This is a genomic window from Agrobacterium sp. 22094 (assembly GCF_052046015.1).
Classification (GTDB): Bacteria; Pseudomonadota; Alphaproteobacteria; order Rhizobiales; family Rhizobiaceae; genus Agrobacterium; species Agrobacterium cavarae.
Map to the genome: position 1 here is coordinate 158,554 of NZ_JBQEPX010000004.1, position 18,724 is coordinate 177,277.

At 56.9% G+C, this 18,724-nt stretch carries 12 protein-coding genes; 9 read left to right on the plus strand and 3 right to left on the minus strand.

Features of this window, described 5'->3' with window-relative positions; all coding sequences use genetic code 11:
• The first annotated feature begins 57 nt into the window (after positions 1 to 57).
• The 5 genes from ACTJK5_RS17800 to ACTJK5_RS17820 all read left to right on the plus strand — a co-directional run bounded on the left by ACTJK5_RS17800 (position 58) and on the right by ACTJK5_RS17820 (position 5,313).
• Positions 58 to 1,587, plus strand: coding sequence for an ABC transporter substrate-binding protein (locus tag ACTJK5_RS17800; RefSeq protein WP_112956430.1), 1,530 nt, complete (start codon positions 58 to 60; stop codon positions 1,585 to 1,587).
• 141 nt (positions 1,588 to 1,728) lie between these two features.
• Positions 1,729 to 2,670, plus strand: coding sequence for an ABC transporter permease (locus tag ACTJK5_RS17805; protein WP_062442384.1), 942 nt, complete (start codon positions 1,729 to 1,731; stop codon positions 2,668 to 2,670).
• Between the two features lie 15 nt (positions 2,671 to 2,685).
• Positions 2,686 to 3,564, plus strand: a complete 879-nt coding sequence (locus ACTJK5_RS17810) for an ABC transporter permease (protein ID WP_112359766.1) — start codon at positions 2,686 to 2,688, stop codon at positions 3,562 to 3,564.
• Position 3,565: 1 nt separating this feature from the next.
• Positions 3,566 to 4,768, plus strand: coding sequence for an amidohydrolase/deacetylase family metallohydrolase (locus tag ACTJK5_RS17815; protein WP_111846456.1), 1,203 nt, complete (start codon positions 3,566 to 3,568; stop codon positions 4,766 to 4,768).
• Between the two features lie 32 nt (positions 4,769 to 4,800).
• Positions 4,801 to 5,313, plus strand: coding sequence for a RidA family protein (locus ACTJK5_RS17820; RefSeq protein WP_440612923.1), 513 nt, complete (start codon positions 4,801 to 4,803; stop codon positions 5,311 to 5,313).
• 15 nt (positions 5,314 to 5,328) lie between these two features.
• Here ACTJK5_RS17820 and ACTJK5_RS17825 read toward each other — a convergent pair whose 3' ends face one another.
• Positions 5,329 to 6,147, minus strand: coding sequence for an IclR family transcriptional regulator (locus tag ACTJK5_RS17825; protein WP_440612924.1), 819 nt, complete (start codon positions 6,145 to 6,147; stop codon positions 5,329 to 5,331).
• A 112-nt stretch (positions 6,148 to 6,259) separates the two neighbouring features.
• Between ACTJK5_RS17825 and ACTJK5_RS17830 the strand changes: the two genes are divergently transcribed.
• The 4 genes from ACTJK5_RS17830 to xth all read left to right on the plus strand — a co-directional run bounded on the left by ACTJK5_RS17830 (position 6,260) and on the right by xth (position 10,712).
• Positions 6,260 to 7,456 (plus strand): aminotransferase class V-fold PLP-dependent enzyme, encoded by a 1,197-nt coding sequence (locus tag ACTJK5_RS17830; protein WP_113179009.1) that lies wholly within the window; start codon positions 6,260 to 6,262, stop codon positions 7,454 to 7,456.
• A 63-nt stretch (positions 7,457 to 7,519) separates the two neighbouring features.
• Positions 7,520 to 9,367 carry an ABC transporter ATP-binding protein gene (locus ACTJK5_RS17835; RefSeq protein ID WP_440612925.1) on the plus strand — a complete coding sequence of 616 codons (1,848 nt, stop codon included), beginning with the start codon at positions 7,520 to 7,522 and terminating at the stop codon, positions 9,365 to 9,367.
• Positions 9,368 to 9,477: 110 nt separating this feature from the next.
• The gene (locus ACTJK5_RS17840; protein ID WP_440612926.1) at positions 9,478 to 9,735 is read left to right on the plus strand and encodes a hypothetical protein; all 258 of its coding nucleotides are present in this window, start codon (positions 9,478 to 9,480) and stop codon (positions 9,733 to 9,735) included.
• A gap of 203 nt (positions 9,736 to 9,938) precedes the next feature.
• Positions 9,939 to 10,712, plus strand: coding sequence for an exodeoxyribonuclease III (gene xth, locus ACTJK5_RS17845; protein WP_112956460.1), 774 nt, complete (start codon positions 9,939 to 9,941; stop codon positions 10,710 to 10,712).
• Between the two features lie 515 nt (positions 10,713 to 11,227).
• Here the strand turns inward: xth and ACTJK5_RS17850 are convergent.
• Both ACTJK5_RS17850 and ACTJK5_RS17855 read right to left on the minus strand, forming a co-directional pair.
• Complete coding sequence (locus ACTJK5_RS17850) at positions 11,228 to 11,740, minus strand: hypothetical protein (RefSeq protein ID WP_112956426.1); 513 nt, start codon at positions 11,738 to 11,740, stop codon at positions 11,228 to 11,230.
• A gap of 2 nt (positions 11,741 to 11,742) precedes the next feature.
• Complete coding sequence (locus ACTJK5_RS17855) at positions 11,743 to 18,720, minus strand: hemagglutinin repeat-containing protein (protein ID WP_113179007.1); 6,978 nt, start codon at positions 18,718 to 18,720, stop codon at positions 11,743 to 11,745.
• Positions 18,721 to 18,724 lie beyond the last annotated feature (4 nt).

Consider the following 18,724-nt stretch of genomic DNA (forward strand, 5'->3'; position numbering starts at 1 on the left):
TTCTCTTATAAAAGCTTATATAACATAATAACGGAACAATAAAGCTGGGAGTATGATATGAAACTGAAGCTCGCATTCCTTCTCGCCACGGCACTGATCGTCAGCCCGTCGGTTCTCTTCGCGCAGGATCGTGGCGGTGTGATCAATGTCGCAACCATCGGTGAGCCGCCAACGCTCGATCCAATGGCATCAACCGCGGATCTCGTCGGCATCGTCACGCAGCACATCTTCGAGACGCTCTACACCTTCGACAAGGAGTGGAAGACGACACCGCTTTTGGCGGAAAGTCTTCCGGAGATCAGCGCAGACGGAAAAACCTACACGATCAAGCTGCGCGCCGGCATCAAGTTCCACGACGGTTCCGACATGGCGTCGGATGATGTCGTTGCTTCCCTCGATCGCTGGATCAAAGTTGCATCGCGCGGCAAGCAGGCCGCCTCCTTTATCGACAAGATCGAAGCCACCGACCCGTTGACCGTCACGATCACGCTGAAGCAGCCTTATGCGCCGCTCGTTTCGCTTCTTGCCTTCAACAACTCCGCGGCGATCATTCTTCCGAAGGAAAAGCAGGAAGAGCCGATGAAAGAGTTCATCGGTACCGGCCCGTATATGCTGAAGGAGCGCAAGGCCGACCAATATATCCAGCTCGTCCGCTTCGATGGATATAAGTCCCGTGAAGGCGACGGCAATGGGTATGGTGGCGCGCGGCATCAGTATCTCGACGAGATCCGCTTCGTCCCCGTGCCTGACGCCAACACCCGCGTCGAGGCGGCGGTTTCCGGTCAATATGATTACATCGACTCGATCCCGGTCGAATCCTTCGACAAGATCAAGTCCTCTTCCGCGACAGAGCCGGTTGTCCTGAAGCCGTTCGGCTACCCGGTCTTCGTCTTCAATACGGCGGAGGGGCTTGCCAAGGATGTCGCGATGCGCAAGGCAATCCGCCAGGCGCTCAGCATGGAAGACATGCTGGCAGCCGCCTTTGGCAGCACGGATTTTTATGCGCTTGACGGTGATATCTATCCGAAGAACTTTATCTGGAACACAAATGCAGGTGTCGAGGGCAATTACAATATTGCCGATCCGGAAGGCGCTGCAAAAGCCGCTGAGGCCGCAGGCTATGACGGCGAAAAGCCCATCCGCATCCTCACAAGCCGGCAGTATGAGTTTCATTACAAGATGGCGCAGGTCGCTGCCGAGTACCTGAAGCTTGCAGGCTTCAAGGTGGACATGCAGGTAGTGGACTGGGCAACGCTGACCCAACGCCGCGCAGACAAGGCGCTATGGGACATCTACATTACCCACAGCCCATTCCTGCCAGAGCCAGCTCTGATCGGCTCTCTCGCGCCGACATCGCCAGGCTGGTGGGATACGCCGCTGCGTAAGCAGACGGTTGAAGCATTTTCGGCCGAATCCGATCCTGAAAAGCGTATCGCTCTCTGGGCTGATGTTCAAAAGGCCATGTATGAGGAGATCCCCTACATGAAGATCGGTGACTTCAATGCGGTCGCTGCCAAGTCGAAGAAGATCGAGGGTATCCAGGCGGCACCTTGGCCATACTTCTGGAACGCTTCCATCAAGAAGTAGTCCATCGAGCGAGCGTCGTCGCGCCATTGTTCATCTCATGTCCAACGGGACGCAGAGAGAGTTGGCGCGACCCTGATACTCAGTCCAGCAACGCATACCCAAGCAGACTCCTTTACCCTGCGGCAAGGGAACGCCAAGCACATGATACGATATATTCTCCAGCGCCTCGCAGGCATGATCGTCGTGATGTTTCTCGTCGTCACGATCGTCTTCATCATCGTGCGCGTTACCCCGGGTGACCCGGCAGCCGTCATGCTCGGCCCGGATGCATCAGCGCAAGACATTGCTGATTTGAGAACGCGTTTGGGGCTCGATCAGTCGCTGGCCGTGCAATATTTCTACTACATCGGCCAGATGCTGAAAGGTGATCTTGGGCAGTCGATCTTCCTGAATATGCCCGTCACGACGGCGCTGCTTGATCGCGCTGAACCGACCTTCTTTCTCACACTGTTTTCGTTGCTGATTGCCAGTGTCATCGCCTTGCCCATTGGCATTTACGCCGCTTATCGCCGCGGATCTTTCGTGGACCAGGCTGCAACGACCGTTGCGATGCTTGCGGCCAGCATTCCGAGCTTCTGGCTTGGCCTTATCCTCATGCAGTTCTTTGCGGTGCGGCTCAATCTTTTCCCGGTGTCGGGCTATGGGGGGCCTGGTTCAAGCTTCCTCGATCGAATGTATCACCTCACTCTTCCGGCTTTCGCACTTGGATTGGTGTCGTCGGCATTGATCCTCCGCTTCACCCGCGCATCAATGCTCGATGTGCTTGGTGACGATTATATTCGCACCGCTCGGGCGAAGGGTGTGGTCGAACGGCGGGTGGTGATGAAACACGCGTTGAAGAACGCGCTCATTCCCATCCTCACCGTTCTCGGGTTGACGGCTGCGGTACTCATTTCAGGCGCTGTCGTCACCGAGACGGTCTTCGGGCTTCCAGGCGTCGGCAGTCTCGTGGTTTCCGCGGTTCTGCGACGAGACTATCCGGTCATTCAAGGTGCGCTTCTCGTCATTGCAGCGCTCTACGTCCTCATCAATTTCGCGATCGACATGCTCTACCTGCTGATCGATCCGCGCGTGCGCTACTAGAGGGGGCGGGAACCGATGACGGATATTGCTACCACTACACCGACCCCTTCTAGCAGTGAAGGAATGAAGTTTTTCAAACGGTTTCTGAAACGAAAGACGGTGGCCTTTGGCCTGATCGTGCTTGTCATCTTCGTACTTCTGGCCGCGCTCGCGCCCTGGATTGCACCTTACTCGCCATCCAAGCTGTCCATCGTCAATCGCCTCAAGCCGCCCAGCGAAACCTTCTGGTTCGGCACGGATGAATTTGGCCGCGACGTCTTTTCGCGCACCATTTACGCAGGCCGATTGTCGCTGCTTGTGGGCGCGTCCGTTGTTTCTTTGTCCGCGATCATTGGTGTGACGCTTGGTCTGCTGGCCGGTTTCTTCAAGCGGTTGGACACACCGATTGCACGCCTCATCGATGCGATGATGGCGTTCCCGGATATTCTTCTCGCAATTGCGCTCGTTGCAGCCCTTGGACCATCGCTCACCACCGTGATCGTCGCGCTTTCCATCGTCTATTCGCCGCGCCTCGCCCGCATCGTGCGCGCCTCGACCCTTGTCATCAGGGAGCTTCCCTATGTCGAGGCGGCCCAGGCGCTTGGGATATCGACCTTCCACATCATGACACGCCATGTGCTGCGCAACCTGTTGTCGCCGATCCTGGTGCAGGCCTCCTTCCTGTTTGCCAGTGCCATGCTGGCGGAAGCGGGCCTCTCTTTCCTTGGGCTAGGTGTCAGCCCTGAAATACCGACCTGGGGCACGATGATTGCCGCAGGCCGCCAATATATCGGGCAAGCCGACTGGATGACCTATTTCCCCGGCTTCGCCATCATTCTTTCCGTTCTCTCGCTGCAAATGGTCGGCGACGGGTTGCGGGACATGCTCGATCCAAGACTGCGAAGGGATTTGTAATATGACCGGCCAACAGGCAAAGCCGCTGCTCATCAAGAACGTCAAGCCCATGGCTTTCGGCGGAAGCGGAAAAGATGCCGTCACCGACATTCTGGTGAACAGCGACGGCAACATTGCCGCCATCGGACAAGCGCTTGCGCCCGGTGAGGCAACGGTGATCGATGGTAAAGGTGCCTGGATCTCGCCGGGCTGGGTGGATCTGCACGTCCATATCTGGCACGGCGGCACAGACATCTCGATCCGTCCGTCCGAATGCGGTGCCGAGCGCGGTGTCACGACGCTTGTCGATGCAGGATCTGCGGGTGAAGCGAACTTTCATGGCTTCCGCGAGTATATCATCGAGCCGTCCCGAGAGCGGATCAAGGCCTTCCTCAATCTCGGTTCGATCGGTCTCGTCGCCTGCAACCGCGTTGCGGAACTGCGCGACATCAGAGACATCGATCTCGACCGCATCCTCGAATGCTACGCGGAAAACAGCGAGCATATTGTCGGCATCAAGGTTCGTGCCAGCCATGTCATCACCGGATCCTGGGGTGTGACACCGGTCAAGCTCGGCAAGAAGATCGCCAAGATCCTCAAAGTTCCGATGATGGTTCATGTCGGCGAGCCACCGGCACTTTATGATGAAGTGCTGGAAATCCTAGGCCCCGGCGACGTCGTCACTCATTGCTTTAACGGCAAATCCGGTTCGTCGATCATGGAAGACGAGGATTTGTTCAACCTCGCCGAACGCTGCGCATCCGAAGGGGTCCGGCTTGATATCGGCCATGGCGGCGCGTCCTTCTCCTTTAAGGTGGCAGAGGCGGCGATTGCACGTGGACTTCTGCCCCATTCCATCTCGACTGACCTCCACGGCCATTCGATGAACTTCCCGGTTTGGGATCTCGCAACGACCATGTCGAAGCTTCTGTCGGTCGGAATGCCTTTCGACAAGGTGGTGAATGCTGTGACGCATGCGCCGGCAGAGGTCATCAAGCTCGACATGCTAAACCGGCTGTCCGTCGGAGCGCGCGCCGATTTCACCATTTTCGATCTGGTCGATTCCGATCTGGAGGCAACCGACTCCAATGGCGACGTCTCGGTGCTGAAGCAGCTCTTTGAGCCGCGCTATGCCGTCATCGGCGGGGAAGCCATTACCGCGAGCCGTTACATACCACGCGCTCGCAAGCTTGTGCGCCACAGCCACGGCTACTCGTACCGATAAGATGGCGGGTCGCCGCTGGAATGAATGAAAAGATGACAGGAGTTTGCGTGACACAGTCCCCGATCAAGATCGAAGCGAAAGCAGAGACGCCGCGCGATCGGCTTGCCGCACTCGGCATAGATCTCCCACCGGCGCCACCGCCCATCGCCAATTTCGTCACCCACGTCGTCGAAGGCAACATGTTGTATCTTTCGGGGCAGGGGCCGCGCGAGGCGAATGGTTTCATGCACACCGGCAAGGTGGGCGTGGATGTCTCGGTCGAGCAGGCCTATGAGGATGCAAGGCTGACTGGCGTCAATCTTCTGGCGGTGATGAATGAGGCGCTCGGCGATCTTTCCCGCGTCAAGCGGGTCGTGAAGCTGCTGGGGATGGTCAATGCCTCACCGGACTTCAAGGACCACCCGCAGGTGATCAACGGCTGCTCGGACCTGTTCAACGACGTCTTCGGCGAGGCTGGTCGGCATGCCCGCTCGGCTGTCGGCTTCGGCTCGCTTCCGGGAAACATCACCGTCGAAATCGAAGCGATCATTGCATTGCAGGATTAACCGGCAAGGAGACGATTAGTGGTTGCGCCATCCCATCAGCTGTTCGATCCTTGCGGCCGACGCTTTCACGCGGTCTGTGTAGCCGGTCTTGTCGGCCATGACTTTCTGCTCGGGAAGGACGATGGAAATCGTCGCAACGCAGTCTCCGCGGTTGTCGACAATGGGCGAGGCGATGCAGGCTACCGAGTAGTCGGATTCACCCGCCTGGATCGACAGACGTTCTTCGAAAGCCTTGCGCGCAGCGTCCGAAAGGCTCTTGGCATCAATGGTTGCGCGGCCCGTCGGCGAGATGCGGGCTCCGCGCTTGAACAAATCGATGCGCTGCTCTTCCGGCATATGGCCCACAAGAAGGCGTCCAGACGCGGTCCAGTTCAGGGGTACGCGGGTACCAACCCGCGAGGCAACCTGAAAATGGCTGGGGCCATCGGCCATGGCGAGGACCAGCATATGCTCGTCGTCGCGTCCGCAAACCTGCACCGTTTCACCGGCCGCGCGGCAAAGATCATGCATTTCATGCATCGCGACGCTCATGAAATCCAGCGAGCGAGCATAGGCGAGGCCGTAATGATAGAGGCGCGCACCAAGCCAGATGCTGCCATCGTCGTTACGGGCCAGCATGTTCTTTTCCACAAGGTCGTCAATGATCGCATAAATCGTCGAGAGCGGTGCCTTCACCGCCTTAGCAATGGCGTAGGCACCGGCCGGCGCCCCCGTTTCGTACAGATGGTCAATGATCTGAATGGCGCGGTCGATGCCGCTGACGCGCGAGCGCCGCGCCTTGCCGCCTTCCTCGGAAGACGAAAGCTCGAGGGCATCACCAGATGAAGACGTCATATCCAATTCACGCTCCCGCACATCAAAGAACCTATTGCGTTATTATGGCATAGCCTGACGCGGGGCAACAGAAATCATGCGCCAGACAGGCTGGCAAACTGGAGAGATGAGAATGTCAGACGATATCCGCACGAAGATGGGCCTTCGGCCAGTCATCAACGTTTCCGGCACGATGACGAGCCTTGGCGCGTCCATCGTGGTTCCCGAAGCGATCGAGGCTATGGCGGCGATCCTCCCGCAATTCGTGGAGATCAATGATCTGCAGCGCAAGGCAAGTGCAGTCATTGCTCGGCTGACGGGCGGTGAAGCCGGCTTTGTTACTGCCTCCTGCTCCGCTGGTATTAGCCTCGCGGTGGCCGCCACCATCACTGGCCCCGACCTTCTGGCGATCGAAAAACTGCCGGAGACCTCGACCCCGAAAAACGAGGTTCTGGTGCAAATGGGGCATATGGTCAGCTATGGCGCGCCTGTCGATCAGTCGATCCGGCTTGCGGGCGGCAAGGTGGTGATGATTGGCCAGGCAACGTCCACCCATCGCTATCACATGGAAAACGCGATTACCGACAGAACTGCAGCGGCTGTCTATGTCGTTTCCCACCACGTTGTCGATTATGGTCTCCTCAATCTCAAGGAATTTGTCGAGATCGCGCATGCCAGGGGCGTGCCGGTTATCGTTGATGCTGCATCCGAATACGACCTGCGACTTTTCCTGGAACAGGGGGCCGATATCGCGCTTTATTCCGGCCACAAGTTTCTGGGCGGCCCTACCTCCGGCATCGTGGCCGGCAAGAAGGAACTCGTGCGCAATGCCTTTCTCCAGAACATGGGAATTGGTCGCGGCATGAAGGTGGGCAAAGAGAGCATCTTCGGTGTGATGGCGGCCTTGGAAGCTTGGGAAAAGCGTGACCATGTGGGGATACGCGAGCGCGAGACGGGTTATCTGAACCTGTGGAAGGAGACGCTTTCCGATCGGCCCGGCATCACCGCATTGATCGAGCCAGACCCGACGAACAACCCATTGGATCGTATGCGGGTGATTGTCTCTCCCCAGGAGGCTCACATCACTGCCTGGGATCTTGCCGCACGCCTTCGCAGCGGCCCGACACCGATCATCGTGCGCGACCATGAGGTAGAGCACCACTACTTCTACCTCGATCCCTGCAATCTTCACCCCGGTCAGGAGCGCATCGTCGCGGCGCGGCTGGCGGAAGAACTGGATAAGGCGCGTGCCTCGAACGAAGTCATCGCGACGCCGTTCGAAGATCTGAGCCGCCATCGTTTCGATGGTGCGTTGCGCTGGCCCGACTGAGCAAGCGTGCGGCCCGGAGCGGCCGCATAGCCTGCCACTCCAACGAATTGACGAGGATCGACGATGATGATGTCCAACGCCCTGAACAAGACCGCGACTGCACCGGCCACCGGCCCGGTTCTTGCCGTTGAAAATCTCAGAACATCCTTCCTTGTCGATGGTGCCTGGAAGCCGGTGGTTCGCGATATCTCCTTTACGGTCATGCCTGGCGAAACGGTCGCGATTGTCGGCGAAAGCGGCTCCGGCAAGTCGGTCACCTCGCTCTCCATCATGCGCTTGCTCCAACCTGATATGAGCAAGATCGAAGGCAAGGTCATGCTGGGAGGGCGTGATCTTCTTGCGCTTCCGGAGCACGAGATGCGCAAGGTGCGCGGCAATGATGTCGCGATGATCTTTCAGGAGCCGATGACGAGCCTGAACCCCTTGCTCACCATCGGCGATCAGATCTCCGAGGCACTGCTTTCACACTTGCCGATAAGCAGGGCTGATGCGCGGGCGGAAACCATCCGCATTCTGGAGAAGGTGCGCATTCCTTCCGCCGCCTCTCGTTTCGATGAGTATCCGCACCGATTTTCCGGCGGCATGCGCCAACGCGTCATGATTGCGATGGCGCTTGCAACCAAGCCTTCATTGCTGATCGCCGATGAGCCGACCACGGCACTCGACGTGACCATTCAGGGACAGATCCTCGACCTGATCAAAATGCTGCAGGAAGAGGAAGGAACGTCCGTCCTCTTCATCACCCACGACATGGGGGTCGTCGCCGAGATCGCCGACCGGACGGTCGTCATGTATCGGGGCGAGCAGGTGGAAACGGGCCCGACCGCCGACATTTTCCATCGTGGCCAACATCCCTATACCCGCGCGCTCTTGTCCGCTGTCCCAGTGCTTGGCTCGATGCAAAACCACCAGAGACCTTTGCGCTTTCCGGTGGTGGATGTCACGACAGGTCAGTCCGATGTGCCTGTTGAAGTGAAGGACACGGTCGTCGAAGGCCGGCCGGTGCTGGAAGTTCGCAATCTCACCAAGCGCTTCGATATTCATTCCGGCCTCTTTGGCACGCTCACCGGCCGCGTGCATGCCGTGGAAGACGTGTCCTTCGATCTCCAGGCTGGGGAGACGCTCTCCCTTGTCGGCGAGTCCGGATGTGGAAAGTCGACGACAGGCCGCGCCATCATGCGGCTCATCGAACCCGATAGCGGCTCCGTTATCGTTGAGGGCCGCGATGTGCTGGCACTGAGCAAGCAGGATATGCGCGAGATGCGCAAATCCGTGCAGATGATCTTCCAGGATCCATTTGCCTCGCTCAATCCGCGCATGACAGTTGGCGCGGCCATCGCCGAGCCGTTTCTCGAGCACAAAATGGGAAGTGCCAAAGAGGCGAAAGATGTCGTGGCCGACATGCTGACGAAAGTGGGCCTGACACCCGATATGGCGGGTCGATACCCGCACGAGTTTTCCGGCGGGCAGAGACAGCGTGTCTGTATCGCGCGTGCACTGGCGCTCCAGCCAAAGGTCATCGTTGCCGACGAAAGCGTCTCGGCACTGGATGTGTCGATCAAGGCGCAGGTGATCAATCTGATGCTCGACCTTCAGCAAAGCCTTGGCCTCGCCTTCCTGTTCATCTCCCACGACATGGCCGTGGTGGAACGTGTCAGCCACCGCGTCGCCGTCATGTATCTGGGGGAGATTGTCGAGATCGGCCCTCGCGCTGCTGTCTTCGGGAACCCGCAGCATCCTTACACCAAGCGGCTTATGTCTGCCGTGCCGGTGCCAGACCCGGAACGCAGACGCGTAAAAAGCGCAGCTGTTGTCGAGGAACTGAAAAGTCCCATACGCCCGGTCGAGTACAAGGTGATGCCTGCTCGTTTTCGTGAAGTGTCTAAAGGCCACCTCGTGGCCGAGAATTGATGTCTGTCGTGGTGGCATCCAGCAGCGGAAAGTGACGGGCAGCGCATTTTTCCTGCTCTGGAACAACAACCGTCCCACTGTGTTAGCTTTGGCAACTTGGGAGATCAGCCATGACCAACACATCCAATGACGACAAAAAGGCGACACCGCAAACATGGTCGGCTGATCATGGCGGGGGTGTCTCGCCGCCGACATCGACCGGAACCGTCGATGAAGAGCAGGTACACGAACCATCCAATGACTGGCCTGCTGCGGAGGGTATCGAACATGATCCGGTTGAACCGGTACCGTCTCCGGTGGAAGAATTCGATCCGCCAAAAGGTGACGGTCGCCGCACGTTCCAGAACGGCGATACCGATCGCGCCTGAGACGCCGGACGTTCAGAAATAGCCCCACACCGCGCGCTCAGTTCGGCCGCTGATCGCTAAATTTGAGATGACAAGACCGAGCTTCTTACGCTTGGTCTTTCGCCGTCGGCTCGTTCAAGTCCGCAGCGCCTCACGATCAGCCTGCGAACAGTTTAGATCGGATGCGCCGTTCCGCATCCGTGCGTCATCCACGGGGTAAACGCTTGAAAATTGCGACCTACAATGTCAACGGCGTAAACGGGCGGCTGCCAAACCTCATCCGGTGGCTGGATGAAGCGTCGCCCGACATTGTTTGTCTTCAGGAACTGAAAGCCCCGCAGAACAAGTTTCCTATCAAAGCAATAGAAGCGGCTGGCTACGGCGCTGTCTGGCTCGGGCAGAAATCCTGGAATGGTGTGGCGATCCTGGCTAAGGCGCAGCAACCTCATCTCACCAGACAGGCACTGCCAGGCGACAGCAAAGACGACCAGAGCCGCTACATCGAAGCAATTGTCGATGGAATACTCATCGGCTGTCTTTATGCCCCGAACGGCAACCCCTATCCAGGACCGAAATTCAACTACAAACTCAGATGGCTTAAACGGTTGCGCGCCTACGCAGCCGAGCTTCTCGAACTGAACGTATCATCGATCCTTATCGGCGATTACAATGTCATGCCGACAGAACTCGACGTTTACAAACCGGAGCGGTGGAAAGACGACGCACTCTTCCGCATCGAAGCGCGAAACGCCTTCAAAACGCTTGTTGAGCAGGGGTGGACGGATGCTTTGAGGCATCTTCATCCCGATGAGCAGATCTACACATTCTGGGACTATTTCAGAAACGCTTTTGGCCGAAATGCCGGGCTCAGGATCGACCATTTCCTTCTCAGTCCGGAAGCCGCTTGCGACCTTATCGCAGCTGATGTCGACAAGCACGTTCGAGCGTGGGATCACAGCAGCGACCACGCACCGGTCTGGATAGAGTTGAAGGAGTAAGCGGTTAACGCGCATCTTCATCACCAATCCACGTCACCTACACGCCCGCTGTTTTTCGGTTTGAACTCGCAAAAACACATGCACTGCGAATGCACTCTAAGAATGCCTTTGGGGATAAATCCACGTGGCTGAAATCTATAGCGGCCGCGCTTACGCCTTTCCTTGTCGATGAGTATATTTCGGACTCATCATGTTCGCCTTGCTGGCAAGCTTTAAAATAGGCGTTGGCAACGTCCTCCCGGCGAAGTTCATTCCTCCTCTCGCGCTTCTCGTCCTCAACCACGTGACGAGCATCGAGAGTGTCTGCGAGAAGTCCATCGCGCTTCAAAAGGCACTGGACCGAACACCCCATAGGCCCCCAAATTCGATGGCCGCGAACTAAAAAACGATGTGAGCGCGGCGATAGACAGCGCTATCTGAAAACGTAGACTCGTTACTTTCGTCGGCATTCTGGTAGGCATCGATTCGTGGCGATGCTGAGTGTCGCAGCGGTTCTCATATGCAACTCCATCGAGTTAAGCTGTTAATGTCGTCTTTGTGTAATCGCTGCAAAATTGAGAAATGAATTGGCCGTCCATCGTAATTTCTATGCACCCAGGGTAATCCGACGTAAAGACGAGAAGGTTATTATCCTGAAATTCTAGAAGATAGCCGCATGTTGTGATTTTGTATTCGTTAACATCGGGAGGAATATTCGTAATTTTACTCAAATTCAGAATGCGGGGACTATTTCCTATAATATCTTTCATTGGCTCAATTGGAGAGTACCACTCTATTCTATGAAAAACGTAAGATCCTTTTACCCTTGAATTAATCTGCAATTTCTCCTCAAACGAACAATCGACTGCGTCTAACGGCAAAAATTGCAAGTCGTAGACTTCGCCACCTTCGATAATCTCCTCACTCGAGGAAATCCTCAAAAACTGTGACGAGCCGTGTTCAATATCTACCGTCTGGTATTTATCCTGAAATAGAACATCTAGATACATCGACGATATAAAATCGCCTGAAAGGATGGTGGCTGTCATAGCTAAGACCTGCTCGGAAAGTGAATAGTCTCATGTGGCTTACTACCGTTTTCCGGAATATCAATTCGTGGCCCCGTTCCTTTCGGAAAACGGATTCGAACGCCGTTATCCCCGACTTTCGTGCCATCGGGCAAGGTCTTACTCTTTCCCCCAGTTAGCTTGTCGAACAATTCATCCGGCGTCGGGTTGATTCCGGGGAGATCCGTGTTAATCCGCTTTCCGGCTGGTTTGCCGTTACTCCCCAGCAAATCACCGGGAAGTTGCGCCGGTTGAGATGGTGGCTCTTCGCTTTTACTTAAAACAACGTTCGGCATGCCCGCACTTAAAAGCATCTTCCGCATATCACTAAGCATGCTTGGCGTCATGGTCTGATTGCCAATCTTACCACCGATTAGGAAAACAGCGCCGCCGTCGTCATAGACTTCGACAGTGAGGCTTGCTTTCATCCCGTCGGGATAGGTGACTAGTATCTGCCGCCCTGGCTGATCGCCGTTACCTGTAACGAGAACTGTAGTTCCGTCTCTCCCTGTGAGCTTTTGATTAATCTCTTCACCGGTACGGGTTGTTGAAGCCAGCAGGAAGACACCAGCCAAACCTGCAACTGCTGCTCCAGTGGAACCTATGATGGCGCGCACTATGCCAGTCATCTGCCGATAATCCGTGAGGCAGTCCAAGGCTTGTGTTGCCGTGAAGTATTTCACCTCACCGCTTGGAAGCGTCACTGCACAGACAGATTGAGCGTGTGCGGGCGTCACTAGCCAGTCGAATATGCTGAAATCAGCAGCTCCTTGCCGGCCGCACGCCTCGAGTTGCGCCTGAACCTTAGGATCATCTAGAAAGGGGAATATTTCTTTTGAGAGCGCTGCCTGTCCGGGTGTCCGTCTTCCGTCCAGAACCATGCGATCCAAAGCATCACCCAACGCTTCAGTGATGGTCTTGCCCGCCTCAAGCGCGGCCTTCAGACTATTGGTCGACAGATAGACATCGAGATCGACATGCTTATCTTTCGTGATTTCGTAGGCCTTGCCAGGATCACGGTTGAGGTCGTTCAGCGCTCGGGTAGAATTGCCGTCCTGCTCAAGTGACGCCTGCTCCTCCTGATCGCGGACCACAACGTCTCCTAGTCCTACGGTCGCGCGTACCGTTTGGCGGGTGTCGTCGAGTTTATAGGAGCCTTCCAATGTGTGGTTAGCAGTGGAGTTGCCCTTGGCGTCTCTGGCACCCGACAGATCAACCCCGAGGTCGATGTTGAAGCCTTCAAACTTCTTACTGCCTTCAAAGTCGTCGTGAGTGAGAGTGCTGGTATTTAGAGTTAGCTCACCGCTCTCAGAAATGATCTTTCCAGCGACCAGATCGGTGTTGTCCCCGACTGTCACGTCCATCTTCCCGCTCGCGACGAGGCCAGACTGCTCTCCAATCCAGTTGGTTTTACCCGATCCTTTTCCGCCACCAATCTGTATGCCAGACAGAAGCTGGCCACCGCCAAGACTGAAGCCCGCGGAAGCGGAACTGTTTGCACTTTCTCCAGTGTCTGGAACGGAGGCAATCGTGAGATCGCCACCGACCCTTGCGGTAACGGTATCGCCCGAGACTACAGCACCTGCGAGGCGGGTATCCTCGCCCGACGTGAGTGTTATGTCGCCCGTTCCGTTTACATGACTGTTAAACTGGCTCGTTCCGTTGGCGTTGGACCTACCCGCGGATATGTTCGCTCCTCCTGTCAGTCCCGCGGTAACGCCCTGGATTCCTACGCCGGCGGAAAGACCGAAACTGGCCCCGACCGAGGTGGTGCTGCTGAAGGAGCTGTTATTTGCTTGAGCACTCTCGAGCACAATGTTCTTGCCAGCCTTCAGCGTAATGTCGCCTGCCTTCTCGTCACTGGATAGCGCAACGTTTCCGTTTGCGTCGTAGCCGGCCGATATCTGGGCGGCATGACCCGTCAAGTTTTCGGAAGCCGCGATCATGATCGATTGGCCAGCGCGTACTTCAGTCGGAACGGGGACGGAGGTACTCAGAGCTTCCTTTTGTTTCTCGTAGCTGAATCCGACCGTTAGCGACGCCGAAGCGAGATTGCCGCCTTTGGCAATGTTATTGAGCGCGTCGTACGCTTTAAGCGAAGCGAAAGCAGCGTTGGCGGCTGAGTACCCGTCATTGATGGTGGTGAGTTTCTGAGCTGCGCCGCGCACGCTTGTCGCTGCATTTACTATCGATGTTGAAACAGAAACACTGATACCGGCGAAGAGCTCTTCGTGGAGATGCTCATAGTTCGACTTGTCCTGCGCCGACAGCAAATTGACGTCGCGCTGGGCAATGATGGACACGTCTCGGTCACCCGAAACGTGAGCAGCCTGCAGGTTGGCGTCTCTGCCAGACGATATGGTCAGATCCCGCCCGGCGAGCAGGACGGACTGAGCGTTGGTTTCGGACGATTGCTGGGTCTGATCTAAAGATTTGCCGTATCCAATTCCAACAGTCGCGCTGCCGCTACCGGACTTCACCTGGATACCAAACCCGGAGCGCCGTTCTTTTTCAAACGATGCGCTGCTTTCAGCACCCCGCGTCACATTGACATCGCGTGCAGCTTCGAGCGTCAAGTCGCGACCCGTCATAATCGAAGAGCCGATCACGTTGACGTCGGTGTTCCTAGCTTTGAGTGTTACATCGGTTCCGCCTGACACCCAGGTCCCACTGTTGAGTTCGGACGCCTGACTTTGTTCCTTTTCGTTCTTGCCCCAGAGCGAGAAGAACCCGCCACCCGAGCCGCCGAATAGGCCCGACTTCTTCCTGCTGCTCGCAGACGCGTGCTGCTCCTGCGAACCGAGCAACGCAACGCTATCGCCCTCGATGCTGACCTTCTCCCCGGCGCTGACATCGGATCCAGAGATAACGGCGTTGCCATCCGCCTTTAGATTGATGTTGCCGGAGGCAATGAGCTGCGATGCAGCGGTGTCTTCATCGTAACGCTGCTGGCTGGAACTCTTCTTCGAGAAGAGGCCCTTGCTCGAAGAGCTCTCGTTATAGTAAGCCGTGTCCTTGCCCGAGGCAACGACGATGTCGCCACCTGCTTTGACGTTGATGTCGGCCTTCTCCTTGTCTGTGCCGGCGACAAGGTTTGATGCGGAAATGGAGGTATCAGAGCCGGATTCAATTGAGATACCCTTGTCGCCCATGATAGATGAGCTAACGGTGGTGGAGGTTTCAGAATGGCTCTTGCTCTCCTTCTTCCCCCCGAACAGGCCACCTTTCTTCCTCGATACGGAATCGATGGTCGTCAAGTTTTGAGCCTCGGCGATGGTGATGTCACCCGCCGCCTTCAAACCAACTGTTCCGCCCGCATTGATGTCGCTGCCGAGAACATTCAAGTTTCCACCCGCCTGCGCCATCACCGAGCCGCCAGCCGAGACCTCGGATCCGAGGCTGGTTTTTCTCACCACCGTCGTGCTGCTGCGCTTACCGCCGAACACTGTCGTCGTCGTGCGTTCGGCCGCGGAGATGTTGATGTCGCCATTCGACGTGAGGCCAAGGTTGCCGCTGGCGTTCACCTTGGCGTTGGCAAGCAGGACGGAGTCCGTGCCTCTGATCGACATGTTGCCGCCGGACGCAAATGTGCCGCTGACCGATGAGACGGATGAAGCGGCGACTGCGAGGTTCTGGTTCGATGCGACCATTCCGGAGTTGGCGAACAGCCCGGCGTCTACCGAAACTTGATTGCCAGCGATCGAGGCGCCTGCTGCGGTAGACTGCCGGTCAGCGTTCGAGGCAAGATAAAGGACGGGAGCCAGAACCTCCGCGCCGTTTACCGTCTGCCGGACGTAGATCACGATCGGCTGCGTCAACTGAGCGATCTCTTCTGCCGTCAACGGCTCGCCGAAGGTGCGGGGGCGATTGCTGAGATAAGAGGCGCCATTGTCGAGAAGCTGTTTGATTTCGGAGACGGAGTCACGGCCTGTGAAGCCGGAGCCAGTCGCCAGCCTGTGCTGCTGCTCGATGTACTGGTTCTCGAAGTAGGCATCGCCAAGGAAGGTAACTTTGCGATCCGGCTGATAGCCTATACGGTTGAGGAAGTAGCTGGAGCCATAGAATTTCGAGACGTCGACGAAGGCGGCGCGTGTCTCATAGAGGAAACTCTGTTCAGGTATGGTTCCGCCAAACCCGCCTGACTGCGGTGTTGGAATTGTACCGAGTGTGAAGAGGGCGCCCGCCGCGGTTAGGTTGTTCAGCACCGAAGTGGGATCTGTCGACGGAGTAAACACGCCAACGACGATATGGTCGGCTATAGAGCCCGCCATAGCGGAATTGTTGACGGTCGCAAATCCCTCAATATCGAGTGCGCCGCCCGAACGGATTGTAGCAGGGACACCGCCTATAGATTCGGCGCTCTGTATTGTACGGCCAGGCCCGATGTCTTTGGATGGGTCGCGAATTCCGAATGGATTTGTAGCAAAGCTGTGACCGACGGTCTTAACGTCGCTACTGTCCCCTCCACGCGGGCGCGTTTCTTCCCAGCGGTAGTAGATCGGTGTATAGTGACCGCATCCTCCGCCGTCGTTGCAAGTGACTGTTGAAGTTCGCTGTAACTGCACACCCGCATTTGTCATCGTGCCAAGGCCGGTCAGTTTTATCCCTGTACCTGCCTCGATACTGCTGTAGGAGTTGCTCAAATCGATCGTATCGATCGCAAGATTACCTCCAGCCTTTATAAGCGACTCGGCGCTTCCCGCTGAAGTGAGACGGTCCTCCGAGACCTCGCGATAGACGTGTGGCGACGCGAAGCCGATACCATACTTCGTTTGGTTGTGCTGTATAAAGGGTCCGGATCCTCCGTAGGCTCCGACAGAATACGTATTGTAGGCAGAATCCACCGCACTCGATATTCTGATCGTGCTATAGGTAGGAGCAGTGGCCCTCTCATTGATGAGATTTGAAGTAAGAATCGCAAAGTCATTCTCTGCCGATATCAAGCCGGAGCGGTTGATGACCTTGGTAGTGCGAGTGCCGTTACTGTCGCCAGCGATTGTAAGGTCGCCTCGCGAGATGATCGCCCCTTCTTCATTCGCGAGAACACCGCCAATATACAGTGCCGCATCGTCACCAGCGTAAATTAAACCCGTAGCTCTGTTCGTCAGGTTGCCGCTCGCATTGATCCTGATACCGCCACCCGCTGCCAGTTGCCCGCTGTTCTGGATTTCCGGGACGGTCAGTGTCAGATCGTTTGCCGCCAGCAGTTTGGTCGCTGAATTCATCACGACGCTGTTGGCCGATACAGAAACGTTTCCAGTACCTGAGCCACCCGAGACGACTGCGTTAAGCTGGGTGCCTGTCAAGTCGGTTGCGTAAGTCGATGCCAGATCAAACCCGCCAAATGTCATGGTACTATTGGCGAGGTTGATGGTGTCGGCCCCGAGGAAGAGCGTACCCGAGGCGGCAAGATCGGCTCGGTTTGCTGAAAGATCGATGTTCTTCTGCTGGATTCGAAGATCGCCGCCAGCAGCGGTTCGCTTGTCCAGGCTGATGACACCTGCGAGCGTTGATAGCGCTACGTTTCCGTTTGCTTCCAGTCCGTTATACTGGATGCTAGTGCCAGCCGTCGCTTGAACGTTACCTTCGGAGCGAACGAGGCCAGAGAAGCCGAGGTCAAGGCCGGAAAGGAGGGCGATGTCGCCTTTGGAGAGAAGGTTGGTGCCGCTGACGGAGCCTGACGATGCACTCAATGAAAGCGCCGCACCAGAGGTGATCGTGTCCGAGACGCTGATGGCCCCGGCACGCGACAGAAACGTCATCGGTCCGGAGGCGGCCGCTTTTTGGATCTGGAGCGTTCCGTCAGCGCGAATCTCGATATCAGAGCCGGAGGACAACATGCCAGTCGCATCGACAAAACCGATGCCACCATCGATAAGAATGCCTTCGTCTGCATCTATCGTATCAACCGCTACGCCCTTCTTTCCCTTCAGCGAAGCTGCCTTGCCGGAGGTGACCCGAGCGACAGACACCTTTTGGCCTGACGATACGTTGACGCCCTTGCCGGAGGCCTTGCCGATCGAAATCTTCCCGTCAGCCGAAAGGGTCAGTTCGCCGGTGTTCGCAGCCATGTCGCCGCGCATGCGCACGCCAGCGCCCTTGTCTGTGACAACCATCTTGATCCGGCCGGCCTGCATGGCGCCGAGGGCCGAACCGTCGATCGCAAATTCCGGACCTCCGGCATTAGGATCAAGCGCAGTCGCTTCGCCGGTAGCGTAGTCGAATTTGCTCTGACCTGCGGTCAGGCGAAGTTCGTGGCCGTATACCGTGCCGTCGATCTGGATCGTGCGTGACACCACGTCGAACAGATCGACAGAGCCATCGCCCGAGGCGAAGTTCGCCCCGTTGCGTCCAAAGGTGACGTCTCCATTGCTGACGCGGAAGCCGTTGAGGCTGCCATCGGCTCCAATATCAGGCGCACCGGTCGTCAGTGTCGCGCGAGGGGTGTTGATGAAACCGCAGCCATCGCAGGTAATCCCGTTGGGATTGGCGATTATAACATCGGCCCGACCACCAAAGACTTCCGTCGGTCCGTTCAACGCGGTGCGATTCTGGGATGTCACTTCGTTAAGGATGACGGTCGCCGAACCCTTGCCCGTCAGATTGGGGTTGCCGGGAGTAGCACCTCCGAGCTTTGACGTGCCTACCTCGCCGTCGAAGTTGTTCAGGATAACGCCGGGCGTTCCGACGTTGAAGTTGCCGTATTTGTTGTGCGACAGACCTTGGCTGTTCGGGCCAACGATATCGATGAGCGGTACGCCGTTTGGCGCAGCCCCTATGTTAGGACGATAGGATGGTGACCCACCAGCTTCCGGCGTGATGCTCTGCGCGTGCAGGAGAACAGGTTGAAGAACCAGAACCGAGCTCAGAAGGGTAGCAACTGCTTTCCTGATGAGCACTCGGCTACCGCGGAGATTTCTTTCAGCTACTTGTTGCGCCATACGCATGAACTGTGGTCGCATTACT